Source organism: Mesorhizobium sp. WSM4307, assembly GCF_007003945.1.
Lineage (GTDB): Bacteria > Pseudomonadota > Alphaproteobacteria > Rhizobiales > Rhizobiaceae > Mesorhizobium.
This window is the reverse complement of record NZ_VFTB01000012.1, coordinates 69780-90715: the sequence shown is the minus strand read 5'-3', so window position 1 is coordinate 90715 and position 20936 is coordinate 69780. Positions and strand designations below refer to the sequence as shown.

25 protein-coding genes are annotated in these 20936 nt (G+C 65.0%); 15 read left to right on the top strand and 10 right to left on the bottom strand.

The features are described 5' to 3' along the window. Positions 1 to 56 precede the first annotated feature (56 nt). Complete coding sequence (locus FJV83_RS27550) at positions 57 to 722, top strand: GntR family transcriptional regulator (protein WP_142885490.1); 666 nt, start codon at positions 57 to 59, stop codon at positions 720 to 722. A 62-nt stretch (positions 723 to 784) separates the two neighbouring features. Here FJV83_RS27550 and FJV83_RS27545 read toward each other — a convergent pair whose 3' ends face one another. Beyond that, a complete protein-coding gene (locus FJV83_RS27545; protein ID WP_142885582.1) occupies positions 785 to 1786 on the bottom strand; it encodes an NADP-dependent oxidoreductase in 1002 nt (333 codons plus the stop codon). A 113-nt stretch (positions 1787 to 1899) separates the two neighbouring features. After that, entirely contained in the window at positions 1900 to 2715 is an 816-nt protein-coding gene (locus tag FJV83_RS27540; protein WP_142885489.1) for an oxidoreductase, read from the bottom strand. A gap of 107 nt (positions 2716 to 2822) precedes the next feature. Here FJV83_RS27540 and FJV83_RS27535 point away from each other — a divergent pair, with 107 nt between their 5' ends. Next, on the top strand, positions 2823 to 3410 hold the full coding sequence (locus tag FJV83_RS27535; RefSeq protein WP_142885488.1) for a TetR/AcrR family transcriptional regulator: 588 nt from the start codon (positions 2823 to 2825) through the stop codon (positions 3408 to 3410). Between the two features lie 46 nt (positions 3411 to 3456). Here FJV83_RS27535 and FJV83_RS27530 read toward each other — a convergent pair whose 3' ends face one another. Beyond that, entirely contained in the window at positions 3457 to 4704 is a 1248-nt protein-coding gene (locus FJV83_RS27530; protein ID WP_142885487.1) for an FAD-dependent oxidoreductase, read from the bottom strand. 61 nt (positions 4705 to 4765) lie between these two features. Next, a complete protein-coding gene (locus tag FJV83_RS27525) occupies positions 4766 to 6154 on the bottom strand; it encodes a PLP-dependent aminotransferase family protein (RefSeq protein ID WP_142885486.1) in 1389 nt (462 codons plus the stop codon). 289 nt (positions 6155 to 6443) lie between these two features. Between FJV83_RS27525 and FJV83_RS27520 the strand changes: the two genes are divergently transcribed. From FJV83_RS27520 to FJV83_RS27480, 9 genes are all read left to right on the top strand, one after another. After that, positions 6444 to 7577 carry an ABC transporter ATP-binding protein gene (locus FJV83_RS27520; protein ID WP_142885485.1) on the top strand — a complete coding sequence of 378 codons (1134 nt, stop codon included), beginning with the start codon at positions 6444 to 6446 and terminating at the stop codon, positions 7575 to 7577. Positions 7578 to 7620: 43 nt separating this feature from the next. Beyond that, positions 7621 to 8673, top strand: a complete 1053-nt coding sequence (locus tag FJV83_RS27515) for an ABC transporter substrate-binding protein (protein ID WP_095775059.1) — start codon at positions 7621 to 7623, stop codon at positions 8671 to 8673. A 2-nt stretch (positions 8674 to 8675) separates the two neighbouring features. Continuing rightward, positions 8676 to 9956: an ABC transporter permease gene (locus FJV83_RS27510; RefSeq protein ID WP_142885484.1), complete on the top strand. Its 1281-nt coding sequence runs from the start codon at positions 8676 to 8678 to the stop codon at positions 9954 to 9956. 2 nt (positions 9957 to 9958) lie between these two features. Further along, positions 9959 to 10786 (top strand): ABC transporter permease, encoded by an 828-nt coding sequence (locus FJV83_RS27505; protein WP_142885483.1) that lies wholly within the window; start codon positions 9959 to 9961, stop codon positions 10784 to 10786. 471 nt (positions 10787 to 11257) lie between these two features. After that, positions 11258 to 11566 (top strand): hypothetical protein, encoded by a 309-nt coding sequence (locus tag FJV83_RS27500; RefSeq protein ID WP_095789253.1) that lies wholly within the window; start codon positions 11258 to 11260, stop codon positions 11564 to 11566. Positions 11567 to 11705: 139 nt separating this feature from the next. Next, a complete protein-coding gene (locus tag FJV83_RS27495) occupies positions 11706 to 12203 on the top strand; it encodes a DUF2306 domain-containing protein (RefSeq protein WP_142885482.1) in 498 nt (165 codons plus the stop codon). A gap of 139 nt (positions 12204 to 12342) precedes the next feature. Beyond that, positions 12343 to 14376: an acyltransferase family protein gene (locus FJV83_RS27490; protein ID WP_142885481.1), complete on the top strand. Its 2034-nt coding sequence runs from the start codon at positions 12343 to 12345 to the stop codon at positions 14374 to 14376. 252 nt (positions 14377 to 14628) lie between these two features. Beyond that, positions 14629 to 14850 carry an alkylphosphonate utilization protein gene (locus FJV83_RS27485; RefSeq protein ID WP_095776030.1) on the top strand — a complete coding sequence of 74 codons (222 nt, stop codon included), beginning with the start codon at positions 14629 to 14631 and terminating at the stop codon, positions 14848 to 14850. A 228-nt stretch (positions 14851 to 15078) separates the two neighbouring features. After that, a complete protein-coding gene (locus tag FJV83_RS27480; protein ID WP_142885480.1) occupies positions 15079 to 15411 on the top strand; it encodes a hypothetical protein in 333 nt (110 codons plus the stop codon). Positions 15412 to 15495: 84 nt separating this feature from the next. On the opposite strand, the gene FJV83_RS27475 is transcribed toward FJV83_RS27480, so the two are convergent. The 3 genes from FJV83_RS27475 to FJV83_RS27460 all read right to left on the bottom strand — a co-directional run bounded on the left by FJV83_RS27475 (position 15496) and on the right by FJV83_RS27460 (position 17226). Continuing rightward, positions 15496 to 16092 carry a DUF6456 domain-containing protein gene (locus tag FJV83_RS27475; protein WP_142885479.1) on the bottom strand — a complete coding sequence of 199 codons (597 nt, stop codon included), beginning with the start codon at positions 16090 to 16092 and terminating at the stop codon, positions 15496 to 15498. A gap of 233 nt (positions 16093 to 16325) precedes the next feature. Next, complete coding sequence (locus FJV83_RS27465) at positions 16326 to 16631, bottom strand: hypothetical protein (RefSeq protein WP_142885478.1); 306 nt, start codon at positions 16629 to 16631, stop codon at positions 16326 to 16328. Continuing rightward, positions 16552 to 17226, bottom strand: a complete 675-nt coding sequence (locus FJV83_RS27460) for a DUF1376 domain-containing protein (protein ID WP_142885477.1) — start codon at positions 17224 to 17226, stop codon at positions 16552 to 16554. The genes FJV83_RS27465 and FJV83_RS27460 overlap by 80 nt, the downstream gene beginning before the upstream one ends. A gap of 80 nt (positions 17227 to 17306) precedes the next feature. On the opposite strand from FJV83_RS27460, the gene FJV83_RS27455 reads away from it, so the two are divergent. Both FJV83_RS27455 and FJV83_RS27450 read left to right on the top strand, forming a co-directional pair. Then, entirely contained in the window at positions 17307 to 17588 is a 282-nt protein-coding gene (locus FJV83_RS27455; RefSeq protein WP_095789250.1) for a DUF982 domain-containing protein, read from the top strand. A 75-nt stretch (positions 17589 to 17663) separates the two neighbouring features. Then, a complete protein-coding gene (locus FJV83_RS27450) occupies positions 17664 to 17990 on the top strand; it encodes a DUF982 domain-containing protein (RefSeq protein ID WP_179301167.1) in 327 nt (108 codons plus the stop codon). A 2-nt stretch (positions 17991 to 17992) separates the two neighbouring features. On the opposite strand, the gene FJV83_RS27445 is transcribed toward FJV83_RS27450, so the two are convergent. Continuing rightward, positions 17993 to 18670 carry a GcrA family cell cycle regulator gene (locus tag FJV83_RS27445; protein ID WP_142885476.1) on the bottom strand — a complete coding sequence of 226 codons (678 nt, stop codon included), beginning with the start codon at positions 18668 to 18670 and terminating at the stop codon, positions 17993 to 17995. A 129-nt stretch (positions 18671 to 18799) separates the two neighbouring features. Then, on the bottom strand, positions 18800 to 19183 hold the full coding sequence (locus FJV83_RS27440; RefSeq protein WP_246691928.1) for a hypothetical protein: 384 nt from the start codon (positions 19181 to 19183) through the stop codon (positions 18800 to 18802). Between the two features lie 74 nt (positions 19184 to 19257). Here FJV83_RS27440 and FJV83_RS27435 point away from each other — a divergent pair, with 74 nt between their 5' ends. After that, complete coding sequence (locus tag FJV83_RS27435; RefSeq protein WP_095776039.1) at positions 19258 to 19962, top strand: helix-turn-helix transcriptional regulator; 705 nt, start codon at positions 19258 to 19260, stop codon at positions 19960 to 19962. Positions 19963 to 20008: 46 nt separating this feature from the next. Here the strand turns inward: FJV83_RS27435 and FJV83_RS27430 are convergent, their stop codons facing one another. Beyond that, the gene (locus tag FJV83_RS27430) at positions 20009 to 20311 is read right to left on the bottom strand and encodes a hypothetical protein (protein ID WP_095793853.1); all 303 of its coding nucleotides are present in this window, start codon (positions 20309 to 20311) and stop codon (positions 20009 to 20011) included. A 173-nt stretch (positions 20312 to 20484) separates the two neighbouring features. On the opposite strand from FJV83_RS27430, the gene FJV83_RS27425 reads away from it, so the two are divergent. Next, complete coding sequence (locus FJV83_RS27425; protein WP_142878297.1) at positions 20485 to 20847, top strand: hypothetical protein; 363 nt, start codon at positions 20485 to 20487, stop codon at positions 20845 to 20847. Positions 20848 to 20936: the final 89 nt, after the last annotated feature.

Below are 20936 nucleotides of genomic sequence, written 5' to 3'. Positions count from 1 at the left end.
CCAACGGACGTTGACCCGGGTCAACGGACGTTGACCCGGGCTAACAGGGATTCGCGATGCTCAACAGCTTCGACTATGGCGGCAAGGAAGCCGATACCGTGCATGCGCTGGAGGAGGACATCATCTTCGGCCGGCTGGCGCCCGGCACGCGCCTTGTCGAGGATGTCCTTTTGGCCCGCTTCCCGGTCTCGCGCCACACCATCCGCCAGGCGCTGTACCAGCTGGAAAAGCTCGGCATCGTCACGCGCGAGCGCAACAAGGGGGCCATGGTGCGCCGGCTCTCGCCGGAGGAAGTGCGGCAGATCTACGAAGTGCGCGAAATGCTGCAGCGCCAGGCGGCGCTGATGATCCCCCTGCCGGTCAGCGAGGTGCTGATCGCGCAATTGGAGGAGATCCACCGCATCTACAGCGGCCATGTCGATGCAGGCTATCTCAGGGGCATCCACGAGGCCAATGACCGCTTCCACCTGACCATGTTCTCGGCCTGCGGCAACGCCTATCTCGTCGCCTCGATCGAACACTATATGCGCCTCAGCCTGCCGGTGCGGGCCAATTCGCTGGCCGACAGGGAAAAGCTCGACATCTCGCGCCAGCACCACGCGATGATGATCCAGGCGCTGAAGCGTCGGGACAATTGGGTGCTGGCGCAGCTCTGCGTCGACCATCTGCAGCCGAGCAAGGTGTTTTATCTCCAGGAGATCGAGACGGCGCCGGCTGGCTGAAGCAACGACCGTCCATCCGTAATGGCGCAAAAGAACAAGGAGATAGTCGCCGAACGCTGTCTCTACCTGATCTTGACGACGACCTTGCCCTTGGCACGCCCCGCTTCGACATAGGCCAATGCCTCGTTGGTCTTCTCGAACGGAAAGGTCCGATCGATGACGGGGCGTATGATGCCGGATTCGATGAGCGACGTGATCTTGCCCAGCTGATCGCCTTGCGCCCACATCAACAGGAAAGAATAGCCGACACCGGCGCGTCTGGCCTTGCTGCGTATGCCGCGGCTCAGCAAGCGCAGGATCAGCTTCAGGACTATGTTCAGCTTCTGCTTTCCCGCAAATTCGGGATCCGGCGGGCCGGAAATGGAGATGAGTTTCCCGCCCGGCTTCAGCACATGCAGGGATTTTTCGAGCGTTTTGGCGTCCTGGCTGTTCAGGACGACGTCGTAGCCTTGCAGGATTTTCTCGAAATCGTCTTTCTTGTAGTCGATGACGATATCGGCTCCCAGACCTTTCACCAGATCGGCATTCGCCGCGCTCGCCGTCGTCGCGACGGTCGCGCCGAGATGCTTCGCCAGTTGGATGGCGAAGGTCCCCACTCCGCCCGAGCCGGCCTGGATGAACACCTTCTGGCCCTTCTTCAGCCCGGCTGTCTCGACCAGCACCTGCCAGGCGGTCAGGCCCACCAGCGGAATCGAGGCGGCTTCTTCCATGCTGAGGTTTTTTGGCTTCAGCGCCACATCGGCTTCATCCATGGCGATGGATTGGGCGAACGTGCCGATCCGCCCGTCGCGCGACCGCGCATAGACTTCGTCACCGAGCTTGAATTTGCGGACTTTCGATCCGGCCCGCACGACGATCCCCGCCACGTCATGGCCCAGGATGAACGGCGGGCGATAGGGCAATATCAGCTTGAACTCCCCGTCCCGAAGCTTGGAATCGAGAAGGTTCACCCCGGCGGCGTGAATTTCGACCAGGACATCATTGTCCCGCAACTCGGGTTCCGGCATCTCGGCGAGCCGCAGGGCGCCCTTCTTTTGATACTTGTCGACAACAAAGGCTTTCATCATGGTCGCTTTCTAAAAATGATTTTCTGTGGCCGGCACGAACGGCCAAGCCGCAAGGCGTCGTCGATCGCCGGACAAGATCGGCGATGTTGCTGTTAAATCCGCGGCTTCGTTCAGACAGGCAGGCGAAATTGCTTGCGCAAGATTTTGTCGAACATCGCTGTCGGCGCGAACCGGCGCAGCATGCTTACCTGCCGTGCTGCCTTGCCGGCGGTGTAGCGCCGCAGCGGATGCCGGTCGGTCGCAGCGCGCAGAACCACCTTCGCCACCACCTCCGGCAGATCGGCCTTGGGCATCACGTCGCGAAGCAATGCCTCGACACCGGCCCGCGCCTCATCATATTCCTTCTTGACGGAATCGGGCTCGAATCCGTTCTGGTCAAAGACGGTGCGCACGAATGCCGGTTCGATGACCGAGACGCGAATATTGAAAGCGCGAACCTCATGGTCGAGCGATTCCGAATAGCCTTCAAGCGCGTGCTTGACGGCTGAATAATGGGCCGAATATGGCGCCGGGACCAGCCCCAGGATCGAGCCGATATTGACGATGCGCCCCTCGCCCAGCCGGCGCATCGACGGCAGCACCGCGTGGGTCATCCGCATGACGCCAAACAGGTTGACGTCGAACAGCGCCTGCGACTGCGAGATCGAGGACTCTTCCGCGCCTCCCAGCAGCCCGATACCGGCATTGTTGACCAACAGGTCTATCCGGCCGGTCTTGCCGAGGACAGTTGAGACGAGGGACGCGACGGACGCGTCGTCGGTCACGTCGCAAACCAGCATCGATATCCCGTTCGAGGCCTGGTTGGATGCCTTGCGGCTGGTGCCGAAGACAGTGAAGCCGGCGCGTGCCAAAATCTCCGCGCTGGCACGGCCAATGCCCGACGAGGCGCCGGTCACGATCGCGGTCTTTTCCGAATTCCGGTTCATTCTGAAGGCTCCAAACGTAAGAGGTCTTGCCTGTGGTCGGCGATTGCATTATGGTTGTAATATCACATTATGATCATAATGCAATAGTGAAATGAGAAGGAACCATCATGCGCTATGACAAGGGCCGGAAGGACGCATCACGCAGCCGGATCATGGAGGTCGCCGCCAACCGTTTTCGCGGTGACGGCATCGCTGCGTCCGGATTGGCAACCATCATGAAAGACGCCGGGCTGACCAACGGGGCTTTCTATCCGCACTTCCAGTCAAAGGCCGACCTCGTCCGCGAGAGCATGGCATCGGCACTGGAAACCCAGTCGCAGCAATTGCAGCAGGCACTGGCCTTAGGCGGCCTGGAACTGGCGATGGCGATGTATCTGTCGCCCGAGCACCGGGATCATCCGCCGACCGGCTGTGCGTCCGCCGCGCTGTTGCCGGAAATCGCGCGTCAATCGCCCGAGACGCGCGCCCTCTACACCGAAAAGCTGCTGACCCTGGTGCACCAGTTGGCCAAGGACCTGCCGCCGCGCACCCGCGATCGCGAAGGCGTGGCGTTGGGCGTATTCGCCGCGCTTATCGGCACCCTTCAATTGGCCCGTGCAGTGGAAGGAACGGATTTGTCGGACCGCATCCTGGCCGCGGGCGCGGATGCGGCGCGTGCGCTGATCCAGCCGAGGCAGAAGCATGAAGCATCCTAAAGCCATCGACGATCAGCTATTGCCTCGAAATGTCGAGGGCGGAAGGTCAGAACCGGCCGGCGGCGAAAGGCGCAAGTCTTTCGCTGTTGGCCCGCCGGTCGGCGATGAGGTCGCCAACCAGCCGCGCGGTGACGGCCGAGAGCGTCAGCCCGAGATGGCCATGGCCGAAGGCGTAGATCACGTTCGCATTGCCGGGCGACGGGCCGATGACGGGCCTGGAATCCGGCAGCGAAGGGCGGAAGCCCAGCCATTTTGACGACGGCCGGCCGAGCGCGGGGAAGAATTGGCGCACGCCGCGATCGAGCAGGGCCAGCCGGCGCGGATTGGGCGGCGAGGCCAGGCGGCCGAGTTCGACGGTGCCGGCAACGCGCAGCCGGCCGGCCATCGGCGTCATGTAGAAGCCGAGATCTACCGGGCACACCGGGCGCGTCAGCAGCGGCATTTCGGTCGGAAATTCCAGGTGATAGCCGCGCTCCGTTTCCAGCGGGATGCGGTCGCCGGCCCGCGCCGCCAGCGGGCGCGAGAAGGCACCGGCGGCGATCACCACCTTGTGGGCGCGCAGCCGCAGCCCGGGACCGCTGAGGTCGACACCACTGGCATCGGCTCGCAGCCCTGTCACCTCGCCCCGCAGCAAGGTGGTGCCCCGGTCCGTCGCCGCCTTGAGCAGCCGCGCCATCATCGTTGGGGGATCGGTCAGGTTCATCGATTGCGGAAAGAACAGCCCGCCGCCCCGCACCGCCGGCAGGTTCGGTTCCAGCGCCGCCACTTCTTGGGGGTTCAGCACCGCCTGGTCGATGCCGAATTCGGCGCGCAACGCCCGGCTCGACGCGCCGCCGGCAAGATCGCCCGGGCGACGATAGAGATAAAGGCAGCCATTGCGGCGCAGCAGATCGGCGGCATCGGCCTCGTCAGCCATCTCCTCCCAGGCCGGCAGGGAATCGGCCAGCAGCCCGGCCATCGCGACCGCATTGGCATGAGTGGCGGCCGGCAGCGATTGCCTGACGAACCGCAGTAGCCACGGCGCCAGATGCATGAGCGCGCTCAAGCGCAGCGAGAAGGGACTGTCGGCGTCAAGAAGCAGTTTCGGCAGCGCGCGCAGCACAGCGGGATTGCCTACCGGCATGCAGGCATATCCGGCCAGCGTGCCGGCATTGCCAAACGAGGCGCCCGAGCCCGGTTCGTTGCGATCGATGAGCAGGACTTCGCGGCCGTCGCTGGCCAGCCGCAGCGCCGTCGCCAGCCCGACCACGCCGGCGCCGATCACCGCGATCTCGACACTCTTCGAAACTGTCACTTGTTGTTCCCCCATGCCTGTCCTTGTTCCAAAACCGCAGCGCGCTTTCAGGCGGCGGGCATCAGACAAAGCCCGGCAATTGCAGATGCCCGGCCGACAGCAGCTCGGCCATGGTGGTCAGCGCGGTGCGCAGATCGTCCTGTGAGCGCGCCGCCCCGACATTGATGCGCACGCCGTGCTGGACCGGCTCGCGGCCGACGGCGAAGGCATCGCCCGGCAGCAAGGCGACGCCGCGTTCCAGGCAGGCGCGGGCAAAGCCGGCGCCGCGCCACGGCTCGGGCAGGCGCAGCCAGGCATGGGTGGCGCTCGGCTGGCTCTGCACATCGTAGCGGCCGAGGATTTCGCTCAGGATCGCCTGGCGCTGGCGCAGTTCCTGTTTCTGCACCTCGATGATGCGCACTGCTGCCCCGTCCTCGATCATGCGCGCACCGATCAGCGCGGTCAGCGGGCTGATGCTCCAGCAATTGATGCGCAAAGCCGCCGCCACCTGGCCGGCAATGGCGCGCGGCGCGACGACGAAGCCGAGCCGCAAGCCGGGCGCCAGGCATTTCGACAGAGCGCCGATATGCACCGTCAGCTCCGGCTCCAGGCTGGCGAAGGAAGGCAAGGCCTCGTCGGCCAGCGGCCGGTAGACGTCATCCTCGATGATCAGCACATTGTGGCGGCGCGCCACGGCCGCAAGCTCGTGGCGGCGCGCTTCGCTGAGCGTAATCGTCGTCGGATTGTGCAGCGTCGGCACCAGGAATACCGCGCGGGGGCGCAGCTGCGCGCAGGCGGCGTCGAAAGCATCCGGCCGCATGCCGCCGCGATCCATGGCGACGCCCCTGAGATCGAGCCCATGCACCCGGCAGAGCGCGTTGATGCCCTGATAGGTCACCTCGTCTGCAAGCATCACCTCGCCCTGCCGCGTCACCGCGCCAAGCAGGCAGTCGAGCCCATGCTGGGCACCGGCCGCCAGCACCACCCGGCCGGGATCGCCGTCGCCGGCAACGGGCTTCAGCCAGTCAGCGATCGCCGCGCGTGCCCAGAGCGGCCCTTCCGGCGGATGGTAATCCTGCAGCGAGGCATAGTGCGGATCCCTGGGCAGACGCGGCAAGAGAGCCGCCAGCGCGTCAAGATAGGCCGAGGTGGCCGGCCGGTTGACCGAGAGGTCGATGATGCCGCTTTCGTCGCTCGGCGCCGAGACGAAGCCGGGCCGTTCGCCGGCCTGCCTGGCGGCGACCGTGGTGCCCCGCCCCGGCCGCGCTTCCAGCAGGCCGCGCTGCTGCAGCGTCGCCAGCGCCCGCGTCACCGTGGTGACGTTGATGCCGAGCGCCCGTGCTATGTCGCGCTGCGGCGGCAGCCGGTCGCCAACCGCGAGCGTGCCGGCGGCAATGCGCTCGGCGATCGCGTCGGCGAGACGGCGATAGACCGGATTTTCATCCTCGGTAAGGCGGAGATCGCTGAGCATGCTGGATGGATTCGGGCCTTCGGCTTTGTCGAGGGATTAGCATAAGACAATTCGCCGGACAATAGCACTTGTGTGACATCAATCCGGCTTTGTCGGTTAGGAAATATCACACAATCGCAACAAATATCGGCTTGACGCCCAAAGTTGTATGCATCTATGCTCGAATTCAGATTGATTGTGTGAGCATACAAGTTTGGACGACCCGCCGAGATGCGGGCTTCCAATGGGACGGAAACATGCATCACAAGCCGCATAGTGCTTCAGCAGCCACGTTTCGGAATCGCGCACGATGAGCGCCGCCCGTCAGGCCGCTTTGCCCTCATCGCCAGCCTCGGCCTTCGTCGATTTCGTCGATGTCGAGAAATCCTATGACGGCCGCGCCTTCGCGGTGACCAGACTGAACCTCGGCGTGGCGCGCGGCGAATTCCTGACGCTGCTTGGCCCTTCGGGTTCGGGCAAGACGACGACGCTCAACATGCTGGCCGGCTTCGAACGGCCGACCAGCGGCACCATCACGCTGGAAGGCAGGCCGGTCGACCGGCTGCCGCCCTACCAGCGCAACATCGGCATGGTGTTCCAGAACTACGCGCTGTTCCCGCATATGAGTGTAGAGGAGAACGTCGCCTTCCCGCTCTCCGTCCGCCAGGTGAGCAAGGCCGACATTGCCGGCCGCGTCGGCCGCGCGCTGGACATGGTGCGGCTGAAGCAATTCGGCGACCGCAAGCCGGCGCAGCTTTCCGGCGGCCAGCAACAGCGCGTGGCGCTGGCACGCGCGCTGGTGTTCGAGCCGAGCCTGGTGCTGATGGACGAGCCGCTCGGCGCGCTCGACAAGAAATTGCGCGAGCACATGCAGCTCGAAATCAAGCAGATCCACACCATGCTCGGTGTCACCATCGTCTACGTCACCCATGACCAGAGCGAGGCGCTGACCATGTCGGACCGTGTCGCCGTCTTCAACAATGGCGCCATCGCCCAGCTCGGTTCGCCCGACGATCTCTACAACGCCCCGCAAAGCTCCTTCGTGGCGAGCTTCATCGGCGAGAACAACACGCTGGAAGGCGTCGTCGACCGCGTTTCGGGCAAGGAATGCCGTGTGCGGCTCACCGGCGGCGGCGAGCTGACCGCGCTCGCCATCGGCGTGGCGCAGGGAGCCGCCTGCCATGTCGCCATCCGCCCCGAGCGGCTGAGCCTTATGCCGACGGGCGCCAACGCCCTGCCCGCGACGGTCGACGGCCGCATCTATCTCGGCGACCACCTGCGGCTTCTGGCCAGGCTCGGCAACGACCAGGTGCTGACCGTCAAGGTTGGCCCCGAGGCGACCATGGCCAATGGCGAGGCCGTCACGGTCTCCTGCGCGCCCCAGGACTGCCGCGCCTTTCCCACCGATGCCGGAACGGGCGCCGCCAGGATAGGTCCATCCTGAACCAAGCCAAGAACAGATCCATCTCAAAAACAGGGGAAGAAAAATGAAAATCGCAAAGACCCGGATGCTCGCTTTCGCCGCGGCCACCGCACTGTTCAGCATCGGCCACGCGGCACTCGCCGATGAATTGTCGATCATGGCCAGCGGCGGCGCCTGGCAGGATGCCCAGCGCAAGGCCTGGTTCGAGCCGTTCAGCAAGGAAACTGGCGCCAAGATCCTCGAGCAGGAATATCTCGGCGATCTCGGCAAGGTCAAAGCCATGGTCGACACCGGCAACGTGCCGATCGACCTGGTGACGGTCGAAACCGCGACCGTGCTACAGGGCTGCGACGCCGGCATTCTGGAGCGTCTCGACTATTCCAAGATCGGTCCGCGCGACAAATTCATCGAGGGTTCGGCGCTCGATTGTGGTGTCGGCCTCGATGCTTACGGCGACATCCTCGCCTATGACCCGACCGTGCTGAAGGAGGCGCCGACCTCGGTGCTCGACCTCTTCGACACCAAGAAATTCCCGGGAAAACGCGCCATGCGCAAATTCCCGGCGCAGAACCTGGAATGGGCATTGATGGCCGACGGCGTGGCGCCCGCCGACGTCTACAAGGTGCTGGCGACGCCCGAAGGCGTCGACCGCGCCTTCAAGAAGCTCGACACCATCAAGAAGGACATCGTCTGGTGGGATGCCGGCGCGCAGCCGTCGCAGTTGCTCGCCTCCAAGGAAGTGGTGATGACCACCGCCTGGAACGGCCGCATCCAGAACGCCATCGACACCGACAAGAAGCCCTTCAAGATCGTCTGGAACAACCAGATCCTCGAATATGACATGATCGCCATTCCGAAGGGCGCCAAGAACCCGGATCTCGCCTACAAATACCTGGCCTATATCTCCAAGCCGGAAAACAATGCCAAGCTCGCCAGCTACATCACCTATGGGCCGGTGCGCACCGACGCGGCCTCCTTCGTGGCGGCCGACGCCTTGCCGAAACTGCCCAACGCGCCCGACCATCTGGCCGGCGCCTACCTCGTCGCCGACACCGAGTTCTGGGGCGACTATGGCGAGGACCTGGTCAAGCGCTTCAACGCCTGGCTGGCGCAGTAAGCATGTCGGCGCTGCAGCCCAGCGAACTCGACCGGCCCGCGCTGGCCCGCGGCCAGCCGGCCGCCGGCGCGGATCCCGGAACCGCGTCGGCGGCGCTGCACCGCGCCGAATTCGGCGACCGGCTGCGTTCGCTGGCGCTGGCAGCGCCCCTGCTCCTGCTGCTAGCCCTGAGCTTCGGCATCCCGATCGTGCTGCTGCTGTCGCGCGCCGTCTACGACCCGACCATCGCCGACGCACTGCCGCGCACTAGCGTGGCCCTCGCCGGCTGGAACGGCCAGGGCCTGCCTGCGGACGCCGCCTTCACAGCACTCGCCGCCGATCTCAGTGAAAGCCAGGCCAAGGGCACCGCCTATGAACTGGCCAAGGCGCTGAACGCCCGGCTGCCCGGCGCCCGCAGCCAGGCGCTGAAGACCGTGCGCCAGCTCGAAGGCGCCGCCGGAAAGTCGCCGCTCGAGATCATGAAAGCCGTGCCTTTCTGGTCGGCGCCCGCCACATGGCCGACCATTGCCAACGGCACCCACGCCATCACCTCGTTTTACCTGTTGAGCGCCCTCGACCTCCGATGGAACGCCGATGGCGGCATTGAGCGGGTGCCGCCCGAACAGGCGATCTTCCTGCAGGTGTTCCTGCGCACCTTTTTCGTCGCCGCCGCCGTCACGATTGCCACTCTGCTGCTCGGCTTTCCTCTCGCCTATCTCATTGCGAGCGTGCCGAAGGGGCTGGCGGCGATCCTTATCGTGGCGGTGCTGTTGCCGTTCTGGACCTCGATCCTGGTGCGCACGGCCGCCTGGACGGTGCTCTTGCAGAAATTCGGCCTGGTCAACGACCTGCTCCTATGGCTCGGCTTCGCCTCCGAGCGGCTCGATTTGATGTACAGCCGCATCGGCCTGATCATCGCCATGACGCATATCCAGCTGCCGTTCACGCTGCTGCCGATCTACTCCGTCATGCGCACCATCGCGCCCTCGCAGATGAAGGCCGCCTATTCGCTCGGCGCCAAACCCTTCACCGCCTTCCGCCGCGTCTACCTCCCGCAGGTCTTTCCCGGCGTCATGGCCGGCTGCCTGCTCACCTTCATCCTGTGCCTCGGCTACTACATCACCCCAGCGCTGATCGGCGGCGCCAGCGACCAGCTGATCAGCAATTTCATCGCCAATTACGTCAATGTCGAACTGAACTGGGAGATGGCGGCGGCGCTCTCCTTCATCCTCTTGGTCTTCACCCTGGCCCTGTTCGGCATCTTCGCCCGCATCCTCGGCCTCGAGCGCCTGAAGATGGTGTAGCCATGCTGCTCTCGCCTTACCCCACTCCTGGTGAACGCATCCGCGTGGCGCTGCTCTGGCTATGGTGCGGGCTGGTCATCCTGTTCCTGCTGGTGCCGATCCTCATCCCCGTGCCGCTCTCGTTCAACAGCGGCGCCTTCTTCGTCTTCCCGCTCGAGGGCCTGTCGACGCGCTGGTATGAGGTGGTGGTGGGCACGCAGCGCTGGCAATCGGCGATCGGCAACAGCCTGATCGTCGCCTTCGGCACGACGCTGATCGCCACCACGCTGGGCACGCTGACGGCGATTGCGCTGTCGAACGAAAAATTTCCCGGCCGCCGCATCGTCATGCCGCTGCTTCTGTCACCATTGATCGTGCCCGTGGTGATCACCGCCGTCGGCTCGTACCTGTTCTACGCCCGCATTGGGCTGGCCAGCACCTATACCGGCATTATCCTGGCGCATACCGCGCTTGCCAGTCCCTTCGTCGTCGTCACCGTCGGCGCCAGCCTCACCGGCTTCGACCGCAATCTGATGCGCGCCGCGGCCATTTCCGGCGCGAAACCGCTGGCCGCCTTCTTCCGCGTGATGCTGCCGCTGATCCTGCCCGGCGTGCTTTCGGGCGCCGCCTTCGCCTTCGTCACCTCCTTCGACGAGGTGGTGGTGGTGCAGTTCCTGGCCAGCGCCGGCCAGCGCACCATGCCGCTCGAAATGTTCATCGGCCTGCGCGAAAAACTCTCGCCCGCCATCACTGCCGCCGCGACGCTGATGATGGCGCTGTCGATCGTGCTTTTGGTGGTGGCGAACCTTCTGGCCCGGCGCGGCCAGGGCCGCCGGGCAGCAAGCGGCTGAGACCCGCATCGGCGACAGCCGGCGCCGGAACGGTGAAACTTTTCGCATGCCTTTCCCGTTGCTTTAGCGATCGCCTCGCGGGCGATCGCAGACCTCCGATCAATGCCCCGCCGGTCCTGCCGGTGGGGCCTTTTTGGGGCTGACGGCGCGGAACAATCCCAGAGCCGGGAAGTTTTGAAATCGCTGGACGCTGCGACGTCCGACCGACCTTCGACGCCGGCCACGGTCCACGGGGGGGGGGGGCAGGTTACTGCGTGGCTATTCGACAACAAAATGGGCTTTCGCTTGTGCGTATGAGTGAAAACTCGACAATTTTCAAGCTTTCGTATGACATATTCAAGCTTTCGTATAATATATTTTAGAAAAGTAGAGCTCATTTTGCCCGGAAATTTGGAACTTTTACCCAAATCCTGCCGTTACGCTCTTGATCGTTGCTTAGACGATCACAAAGCAACAGGGAAGGATCCTATCATGAAAATCAAGATGATCTGCCTTGGCGCCATAGCGCTTTCGATGGTCGCCGGCTCGGCTCTCGCCGCATCGGGCGGCAGCGGCACGTCCGCTCTCGACGATCCGGCCAAGATGCAGCCCTTCTACACGGACTCCACCATGAAGAAGATGCGCAGCGATGACGAGTTCACCAAGGCCTGGAAAGCACTGACACCCGAAGACCAGAAGATGATGATGACGGCCTGCGCCGACGAGGTCAAGAACGCCAACCCCACCAACACCCATCCGGAATTCTGCAGCAACGTGAAAAAGATCGGCGGCAGCAAGTAGACGATGCCTCCATACCGTTGAAAAGCAGCCCCGTTCGCGGGGCTGTTTTGTGGACGGCGGATTTGAGCGGTCGCCGCCGCAAACCCTTGCCGCCTCAACGCCCCCTCGGCGATAATCCGCCATCTCGCGGAGAACACCGATGTCGCTCAGCCCTTTATTCAACGCCTCGCCCGTCATCCAGCTCCACGCGCTGATCGCCATCGCCGCATTGCTGCTCGGCGCCGCGCAGCTCTGGCGCACCAAGGGCGACCGGCTGCACCGCGCGCTTGGCAGCGTCTGGGTGGCGCTGATGGCGACGGTCGCCGGCTCCGGCCTGTTCATCTGGACGATCCGGCTGTGGGGGCCGTTCAGCCCGATCCACCTTCTGTCGCTGCTGGTGCTGGTGATGCTGTGGCGTGGCGTGCGCGCGGCGCGCGGCGGCAACATTGCCGCCCACCGCCGCATCATGCAGGGCACCTACATTTTCGGCCTCATCATCACCGGGCTTTTGACCTTCATTCCCGGCCGCACCATGTATGCCGTCGCCTTCGGCCCGCAGGGCGCGACAGCACAGAAGCTGGCGATTTTCTCCGCTTTGGTTATCCTCGCGGCAGCGGCAGGCCTCTACGCCGCGCGCAGAGCGCGGGTGCCGGGCTGAGTGTCGGTCGGCGAAGCCGCCGTCCTCTCCAATCCTTTCCTTGTTCTGGCCATGTTGCACTGCGAAAAGCATATTGCATTGCGATATCGGCCGACCAGGCCGCGATGCGGGGCGGGCTTGAAGTAACGAAGGAGCTGTCGTGGCGGCATCGTTTCGGCCTGATATACAAGGATTGCGCGCGCTGGCGGTCGGCGGCGTCGTGGCCTATCATTTCGGCCTCTCGGCCCTCCCCGGCGGCTTTGCCGGCGTCGACATCTTCTTCGTCATCTCCGGCTGGCTGATCACCACGCACCTTATGGGCGAGATCACCGAGACCGGCCGGCTTGACCTCTGGCGCTTCTATGCGCGGCGCGCCCGGCGCCTCTTGCCGGCGGCCCTGTTCGTGATCCTGGCGACGCTTGGCCTCGGCTATTTCATCCTGGCGCCGCAAGAGCAGGCGCTCTATTCGCGCGGCGCCATGTTCGCCTCGGCCTATGCCATCAATCTGTGGCTGCTGCGCTGGTCGTTCGATTATTTCGCCGCGGACGCCTTGAGCAACCCCTTCATCCACTTCTGGTCGCTGTCGGTGGAAGAGCAGTTCTATCTCGTCTGGCCGGCGCTGCTGCTGTTGGCCGCCTGGCTGCGCCCGGGTCGGCGCATGGCTGTCGTGGTGATCGGCGTCGCCGGCCTCGCCTCCTTCGCCGCCTGCCTGTGGCTGACCAGCCTCTCGCCGGCCTGGGCCTTCTACTTCTCGCCGCTGCGCGCCTGGGAGTTCGCCGCCGGCGGCATGGCGACGCTGGCCCCGGCGGCCTTGTGGCAACAGCGGCCATGGCTGCGAACAGCGCAGGGCTGGCTCGGCCTGGCGCTGATCGCGACGGCCTATCTCTGCTTGAGCGAAGACCTGCCCTTCCCCGGCTGGTACGCGCTGCTGCCGGTGGCCGGCACGGTGCTGCTGCTGCTGAGCGGCGCCGGCGAAGAACACAACCAGCAGGCAGCGGGCCCGGCCCGTCGGCAGGCCCTGACGCCCGCCGCCGCGCTGTCGCTGCCGCCTCTGCAATGGGTCGGCACGCTCTCTTATTCGCTCTATCTCTGGCACTGGCCGGTCATCGTCTATGCCGGCATGCTGGTGCCGGATCTCAGCGTCCTCCAGCGCCTCGGCTGCGGCGCGCTGGCGCTGGCGCTGGCATTCCTCACCTATCATTTGATCGAGAACCCGGCGCGGCGCGGCGGCTGGCTGACGGCGGGCGCGCGTGCGGTTCGTTTTGCCGCAATTCCCCAGGGAAAACCGCTTCACACTTTTCCCGGAATTGCTCTGGTTCCCGCGCTGGCGCTGACCGGCGTGGGCGTGGCGGCGGCCTATGCCAATGCGCATCTGGCGACTCGCAACATCGACCCCGCCCAGCGCGGCATCGAACAGGCCGCCGAACAGCCCTCCATCGCGCGTTCCGTGGACAAGAACTGCCTGCTCGACTTCCACACGGTGAAGCCGAAACCCTGCACCTTCGGCCCGGCCGACGCCGCCCACACCATCGTGCTGTTCGGCGATTCGCACGCCGACCATTGGTCGACCCCGCTGGTCGAGGCTGCCAGGCGCAACGACACCAAGGTAATCACTTATCTCAAATCCTCGTGCCGCGCCTCGCGTCTGTCGACCTTCAACACCGTGCTGAAGCGCGACTACACCGAATGCGACGCCTGGCGCGAACAGGCGATCGCCGACATCATCCGCCGCAAGCCGCGCCTTGTGGTGATCTCGGAATTCTCGATCGGCAATCTGACGCGCGACATGCCCGCCGACGGCCGCAAGGCCGAGACGGCGCGCTGGCAGGCCGGCCTGCGCTCCACACTGCATGCCTTCAGCCAGGCCGGCGTCGAGACCGCCGTCATCCGCGACACGCCGATCGGCGACAGTTTCGCCGATTCCTGCGTGGCGCGCGCCCTATGGTGGCGCGAGGCGCCCTCGCGCTGCGACACGCCGCGGGCTGAGGCCGCCAATGACGGCGCGGCGGCGCAAGAGCGCGCCGTGGTCAAGAGCGTGCCCGACACGCGCTATGTCGACCTCACCGACCGCTTCTGCGGCCCCACACAGTGCCACGTGTTCATATCAGGCAAACTGGCATTCCGTGACCGGCATCATCTGGCGACGGCCTTTGCCGAGACCTTGGAGGGGCCGCTGGAGAAGGCGCTGTTCTAGAGCAATTCTCCGTTCGGAATTTCAAGAAAAACAAAGAGATAGATCGGGTCGGCCTTTCCATGGACGATAACCCGCTCCAATGCATGTCGTGCAAAAGTGGATCCAGCTTCAACGCGGCGCGCCTTAGGTTTGAGGTCGAGACAGCGGCGTCTGACCGCAACAGCCCGGCGATTTGGCCCGGCAGCGCATTGACGAGGTGGCGGTCGAAGCCTTAAGCCCGCGCTCACCCGGCCCCGCGCAGAAGAGAAAGACATGACAGACCCGATCGTGAGAGACAGCAACGGCAGCCAGTTGAACGAGGGGGACTCCGTGACCCTGATCAAGGACCTGAAGGTCAAGGGCACATCGGAGACGATCAAGCGGGGCACGCTGGTGAAGAACATCCGCCTCACCGGCAATCCAGGCGAGATCGAATGCAACACCAAGCAGGTGAAGGGCCTGGTGCTGAAAACCGAATTCCTGAAAAAGGCGTGAGCCGCCGCGTTGGGGGGGGGCGCTAAGTCGGCGCCCTCGCAGACCCGGATTGGCCTTGCGGCCCCAAGGGCGGACCTGCCCGTTGGCCAGCCTATCCCGACGACGCGCTCGATCCTGCGCATTCCCCCGCCTGTCGCCGTCACGGTGAGAAACATTGGTTTACCGGCTTCATGGGAACAGGGCCGCGCCGGCGGCGTTTATTAGGCAGACCTTGAAGAGGAGGTTGTCATGAAGAAACTCTTGCTCGCATCCGTGATCGCGATTGCGTCGGCCGTGTCGGTGATTTCACCGGCGAATGCCGCCAGCATCACGCTTGGCATCGGCAACGGCTATGACGACGACTATTATGTTCCCAGATATCGTCATCATTATCGCGACTATAACAACGACGGCTACTATGGCCGATACAGTATGTATGACGAAGGCTACCGGCCGCGTTACTACGGCATGTACCATCACCGTTACTACGGCATGTACCATCGCCGCTGTCACACCGAGGTGATCAGGCACTGGCGTCACCACCATCGCGTCATCGAAACAGTCCGCGTGTGCAGGAACTGACTTGCGACTTGATCCGGCTGGCACCATGCCGGCCGGATTGCCCTTTGACATTCGCTTGCGCATCGCTCCCGGATGACAGCGGCGCTATCCGCGCCCCATCATCATCCCATAATGCACCGCCAGCAGGTCGAGCCCCACCTTCAACAGCTTCGTCACCACATCGCGCCCCTCGCCCGTCTGCTCCGCCAGGCTCTTGATCGAGCCGCCCGCGCAGCAGACTTGCCGCACCACCGCCACGACCTCCCAATGCCCCAGCGCCCTTGTGGCGGCGGCATGCGCGCGGCCGGCGTCGAGCACGCTGTCAGCGATGCCGCCGCCATGGCGGCCGCTATCGACGCGCTCGCTCCAGCGCATCGGCTTCACGCTCGCCTGCTGGCTGCACTGGAAATCCTCGCGGTAGCGCTGGCCGGCCTCGCGCTGCTGGCGCGACAGCGAGGTGATGCCGACGAGCGGGTCGACATTGCGCACCCGCACGATGCCGCCGGTGGACGTGTAGCCGTCATTCGACACCTCGTAGACGCGCCGCGCTTCAGCCGTGCCGGCGGCCAGCCGCTTGCGGCCGAAGGTGTCGTCGCTAAGCGCGAAATCATGGCCGAGCTCGCGACGTATGCGCACTTGCTCTGCCTCGCCCTTCGGCAATTTCGGCGCCTGCGGTTTGGCGGCTTTGGCTTTTTTGGGCATGGAGTGGCTCCTTGGGTTTGGGGTGTGGTGTTTTTGGAAAGGTCGGCGGGGCAGCGCCCCCCTCTGCCCTGCCAGGCATCTCCCCCACGAGGGGGGAGATCAGATGTCGTGTCGGCTTTCGCCAATCATCAGCGTTGCAGGAAAGGCGGCGCCGGCGACGCTGCCAATCTCCCCACCCGTGGGGGAGATGGCCGGCAGGCCAGAGGGGGGCGCTGTCCCACCGACCTGTCTGATCATCCCGTCACCAGATTCGCGGGCGCTTGCACCGCCCGCCGCGCCATCAGCTCGCGCATCGTTTTCCGCTCCCGCACTTCGATGCAGAGCTGCGCGCTCGACGGGCAGAACTGGGCGTTGCCGATCCTCACCTCGCCGCGCACGAAGCGCTGGATGGCGGCCTGCAGATCGGCAAGCTCGGCGTCACGCACCGCGCCGAGATAGCCGCGCATCTGCATCTCGACGTCAGTCAGGGCGGATTGCGGGAAGCATGAGAACATCGCGGCCAGCGCCTTCGTCGCCTGCTGCAGTTCGGCTGCGGTCATGGCTGCGGATCTCCTCGATGATGGCGTTGGCGGCGTCGGCATGGGTTCTCGGCCGCTGCCAGCCGGGCGGTTTCTTGGAACTGGCCGCGCGCGATGAAGAACGCTGCGCACCGTCGCGACAGAACGGCTCTCGTTGTCCTTGCGCCGAAACATGCCTGTTGTTTTCGCCTAAAAAAGCGGAAGCTTTTTCACTCTGGTTTCTGGAGTCTGGAGAATGCCGCGGCAAAGCGCCGGCACTTGCCGCCCCATGCGCCTTTGTTTTCAAGGCGGTGACGGCACCGCCGCGTGCGCCGGCGGCGGCCCTCGCCTCGCTTTTGACCTGCGCCTTGTGCAATTCCCTGGTCAGCCTCTTGTGGCCGATCTCGCCCGCCTCGCGCTCGAAGAAACCCAACAGATCGGCGCTGATGGCGCGCCATCTTTTCAGGGAAAGGCGCGCGACCCGCGCGAGCTTGGCGTCGTCATCGGGCAGCCGGCCGCCGGCGTTCCACATCGCCATCAGGATGAGCATGTAGGCGCCGATCTGCTCGGTGGAGAGTTGCAAGGTGTCGCCGACGAAATCGGAGACGTAGAGCTGCATGAAGGGCCGCTCGCTCATACCATGCCTGCACGCAAGCTAATGGAACCAGCCGCCGGCCCGCACGTTATGACGCGTCGATGCAAAGGGGAGGTTTGCCGATGACGGCGTTCATGCCGATTACGCTGCGCTTTTGCAACAACAAGACCATGCTGGTCGGCTCGGTGGCCGACGCCGAAACGGCATTGCGACAGCAATGGCCCGACAAGACCGCACCCGCCTACATCGAAGCCGCAAGGCTGGTCCGCCTGGCGGTCGAGGGCAGTTGCTGCCCGCGCACCGCCTTCGAGGCCTTCAGCAAGGCCGCCAGGCAACAGGGCATCTTGGTGGTGAAGCCGAGAAGCCGCGCGCATGACTGGCTCGACGCCGCCGCCGGCCCGTGACGCCGGGGCGATGCAACCGCGTGGCGGCCTTGCGCGTTTATAAGCGCGGGCTTTATAGTCTCGCTGAGATCGAAGGTGAACGCCGTGGGTACGCTGAAAACCGGAGTGCCGCTCAAAGTAAGCCTGGAAGGACATGTCGAGGAGATCGACAGCGTCAGCGATGCCGCCGATTTCCTGCAGCGCTGGCCGATCGAGCGGCGCGGTCACGTCTACCGCAGCGCGCTCAACGCCTGCAGTGCCGCGATCGCCGCGCAGATCTCCGAATCCGATGCGATTAAGGTGTTCACCGGCTTTGCCCGCGTCTCCGGCATCCTGGTTGCCGAAGGCGGCCCGGCCATGCGGCTCGAGGCACGCAGCGTGCAAAGCCGCATGCCCAAGCAGGGCCGGCAGATACCGAAATAAGCTCACTGGCAAACCCGCCGCTGAAACCGCGCCTGGTGGTAGCCGCAGTAGCTTTTCTGCGCTTTCGTTCGCATGCCGCAGCACAGCATGTCGGCGCCGGGCCGGCCGCCCGGCGCCTCGTTCTCCGGATCCTCTTCCAGCGTGAGATCGAGCGGCGCGCGGCAGCGGTCGAACAGGCAGTCGATGAAGCGCATCGCCACACCATGCGGCTGGCGGCCGATCGGCCCGCGCTGCGGCGCCGGCACCTGTAGACGGTAGGCCTCGCCATCGGCGATCAGCACGCCCACCTCGCGCACGAACAGGCGCGGCGGCAGCCACGCTGGCGAGGGATCGCGCCTGGTCCGCGCCTTGTTCCTGCGCGCGCCCCCGGCGGCATGGACGCCGGCGCGTTGTTGCGCCACTGCCTTGCCGCTGGGCTTGCCATTTGCCTGCTTTGCGGCCGCCGGCTTGCATATTGCTTGCTCGCCGGCGGCTTGTCTCGCGGCCGGCGGCATCCCACGGCCATTGGCAAAGCCGATCGCGCCCAGCATGGCGTTGCGGTGGACGATGCCGATGATGGCGTTGCGTGACACCGGGCTGTCGCGCAGCGCGCTGAACGCCGCCGCGATCCTCGAGGCCGAAAGCCCCTCCTCCAGCCAGCGGGCGATCTCTTGCAGTTCGGCGTCGCTGTAGCTTGCCATCTCCAGGCTCCATCCAGGGGTCCGCCTTCGGCAGCGCTCGAGAGCGCCCCGTCGGCCAGGCGTCAGGGTTCGGCCCGGTCCGGGCCACGGTCAGGGTGGTTCGGTGCGAAAGCCGGCTCGCGGGCCGGATCAGCCGGAGCGGATCGCGTGCCCGGCGGCCAGGCGCGCCAGTCGCGCCCCGGCGGTCTTCCTGTCGGGAGCGAAAACCGCCCTGCCCGTCATCGGTTCGAGCAGGATGACGGTGCCGTCCTGCCTGCTGATGCAGGAGCGCGCATAAGGACCGGCGGACAAAACGGGCCGGTCGAATTGGGGGCCGGAGCCGAGGGGAGCGGCGGCTCCGGCCGTTCCGGCCGCCGGGGACGGGCGGGCCGGACCCGAGGCATCAAGGCGCTCGGGCTTCGCCCCGGCCGGGGAGGAGGACGGCCGGGACGGAAGGGCGGCGACATAGGTCGCCTTGTTTGCCTCGCGTGAGGCCGGCGCTACCGCGCCATGAAAGCTGGACAGGTTTTGCATGGCCGGATATAAGCATAACTCAAAAATATATGCAAGCCATTCTTTCATAGACGAGAGCCGCTTTCATCGCTCACATGGGTGCCATGGCCAAAACGGAACTGTCGATCAAGGTCGGGGCGGCGATACGCCAGGCGCGCAAGCAGCGCGGCCTGGTCATGCGCCACATTGCCGAGCACAACGACACCGATGTCGCCGCCGTCGGCAATTGGGAAACCGGCCGCAACCTGCCCAAGACCGAGAACCTTCTGAAGACCGCCGCCTTCCTGCGCGTCGACCCCGTCGCGCTCGGCCAAGGGCAGGTCGTCTTCCTCGACGATGCCGGCCCGGTGGCCGACGCCGAGATCGTCACCGATGCCGGCCCGATGCCCGCCGGCTCAATGGATATCGAGGTGCTGGGCGCCGCGGTCGGCGGCGATGACGGCGACTTCACCTTCAACGGCGAGCCCGCCGGCTATGTCCAGCGCCCGCCGGGCGTGCGCAACCTGCCGAAAGTCTTCGCGCTGCATGTGCTGAGCGACTCCATGGTGCCGCGCTACGAACCCGGCGACCTCATCTATTGCGGCGGCCGCGACGCGATCCCCGGCGACCATGTGGTGATCGAGACGTTCCCGGAAGAAAACGAGCGCAACGGCAAGGCCTTCATCAAGAAACTGGTCAAGCGCACGGCGGGCGAGCTGGTGGTCGAGCAATACAATCCGCCCAAGACGCTGACCTTCAACCGCTATGCGATCAAGCATGTCTGGCGGGTCATCCCGCTGAAGGAATTGCTGGGATATTAGGCCCTCTTTCCTTCTCTCCTTGTGGGAGAAGGAAGAACCAGCCCCCTCAAGCCCGCCTCGCCCCCTCCACCAGCACCTCGCGCTCGCTCAGCATCTGCGCTTCGCTGCGCACGCGCTGGCGCTCGTCGAGGAAGGCCGCCTGGATCGAGATCGCCGTGCCCGGCAGCCCGTCGGCGCGGCAGGCCGAGCAGACGATGCGGCCAGAAAGCTCCGCCAGCGGCGTGCTGCCCGTCACCCCGAAACGCCGGAGTTCATCCGGTTTCCACCATCTGTTGCGGCCGCAATCGGCGCACTCGACCGATATCGAGACGACATGCGCGATGACTGGTTTCCTGCCCGGCAATGCCATTGCCACTCCACCCCATTTGTTCCTGATTTGTTCGCATAATCCTGCGTTTTAGCCCTGGAGTCGAGTCGCAGTTTTAACACTTTCCCAAAAGTTTCCCTTTTATCAATTTTTGAGTTATGCTTCCAAAAACTCACAAACGTGAGTCGCCTGCCGCACCAGACCCGGGAGCAATGATGGATGCCGCCGATTTCGCCCGCGCCTGCGGTTACACCGGCGACAGCCCTGCTCTGCTTGAAGCCTTCGAGGCGATCCGCCGCAACGGCATCGCGCAGGCCCGCCAGGAGCATTTCCGGCGCAAGGCCGTCATCGACGAGTTGAAACAATCCGAACCGCTGTTCCTGGCGGCGATCGGCCCGGCGCTGTCGGCGCAGGAGGCCATCGAGGACACTGCCCGTTTCATCGCCTGCTGGCGCAACATGCCGCGCTGGCGCCAGGAACGGCGCCTGCCCGACCTCGTCCGGGCGAGGCAGCAGCGTCTCGTGGCCCGCTTCTTCCGCCGCCACGGCCATCGCCTGTGGGCGCGCGAAGCGGCCTGAAGACCGGCCATGTTGGACCAGCCATTTGCGGGTTCCAATCGGTTCTGTTTCTTTCTAGATTGTGCGTGGGTGGCTGTTCGACGTGCATG

Coding starts and splice junctions, on each gene's coding strand:
- FJV83_RS27500 (WP_095789253.1), top strand. CDS start 11,258: ATGAAAATCAAGATGATCTGCCTTGGCGCCATAGCGCTTTCGATGGTC.
- FJV83_RS27435 (WP_095776039.1), top strand. CDS start 19,258: ATGGGTGCCATGGCCAAAACGGAACTGTCGATCAAGGTCGGGGCGGCG.
- FJV83_RS27460 (WP_142885477.1), bottom strand. CDS start 17,226: ATGAGCGAGCGGCCCTTCATGCAGCTCTACGTCTCCGATTTCGTCGGC.
- FJV83_RS27465 (WP_142885478.1), bottom strand. CDS start 16,631: ATGACCGCAGCCGAACTGCAGCAGGCGACGAAGGCGCTGGCCGCGATG.
- FJV83_RS27475 (WP_142885479.1), bottom strand. CDS start 16,092: ATGCCCAAAAAAGCCAAAGCCGCCAAACCGCAGGCGCCGAAATTGCCG.
- FJV83_RS27425 (WP_142878297.1), top strand. CDS start 20,485: ATGGATGCCGCCGATTTCGCCCGCGCCTGCGGTTACACCGGCGACAGC.
- FJV83_RS27550 (WP_142885490.1), top strand. CDS start 57: ATGCTCAACAGCTTCGACTATGGCGGCAAGGAAGCCGATACCGTGCAT.
- FJV83_RS27485 (WP_095776030.1), top strand. CDS start 14,629: ATGACAGACCCGATCGTGAGAGACAGCAACGGCAGCCAGTTGAACGAG.
- FJV83_RS27455 (WP_095789250.1), top strand. CDS start 17,307: ATGACGGCGTTCATGCCGATTACGCTGCGCTTTTGCAACAACAAGACC.
- FJV83_RS27480 (WP_142885480.1), top strand. CDS start 15,079: ATGAAGAAACTCTTGCTCGCATCCGTGATCGCGATTGCGTCGGCCGTG.
- FJV83_RS27440 (WP_246691928.1), bottom strand. CDS start 19,183: ATGCAAAACCTGTCCAGCTTTCATGGCGCGGTAGCGCCGGCCTCACGC.
- FJV83_RS27505 (WP_142885483.1), top strand. CDS start 9,959: ATGCTGCTCTCGCCTTACCCCACTCCTGGTGAACGCATCCGCGTGGCG.
- FJV83_RS27535 (WP_142885488.1), top strand. CDS start 2,823: ATGCGCTATGACAAGGGCCGGAAGGACGCATCACGCAGCCGGATCATG.
- FJV83_RS27545 (WP_142885582.1), bottom strand. CDS start 1,786: ATGAAAGCCTTTGTTGTCGACAAGTATCAAAAGAAGGGCGCCCTGCGG.
- FJV83_RS27510 (WP_142885484.1), top strand. CDS start 8,676: ATGTCGGCGCTGCAGCCCAGCGAACTCGACCGGCCCGCGCTGGCCCGC.
- FJV83_RS27515 (WP_095775059.1), top strand. CDS start 7,621: ATGAAAATCGCAAAGACCCGGATGCTCGCTTTCGCCGCGGCCACCGCA.
- FJV83_RS27540 (WP_142885489.1), bottom strand. CDS start 2,715: ATGAACCGGAATTCGGAAAAGACCGCGATCGTGACCGGCGCCTCGTCG.
- FJV83_RS27495 (WP_142885482.1), top strand. CDS start 11,706: ATGTCGCTCAGCCCTTTATTCAACGCCTCGCCCGTCATCCAGCTCCAC.
- FJV83_RS27525 (WP_142885486.1), bottom strand. CDS start 6,154: ATGCTCAGCGATCTCCGCCTTACCGAGGATGAAAATCCGGTCTATCGC.
- FJV83_RS27445 (WP_142885476.1), bottom strand. CDS start 18,670: ATGGCAAGCTACAGCGACGCCGAACTGCAAGAGATCGCCCGCTGGCTG.
- FJV83_RS27430 (WP_095793853.1), bottom strand. CDS start 20,311: ATGGCATTGCCGGGCAGGAAACCAGTCATCGCGCATGTCGTCTCGATA.
- FJV83_RS27520 (WP_142885485.1), top strand. CDS start 6,444: ATGAGCGCCGCCCGTCAGGCCGCTTTGCCCTCATCGCCAGCCTCGGCC.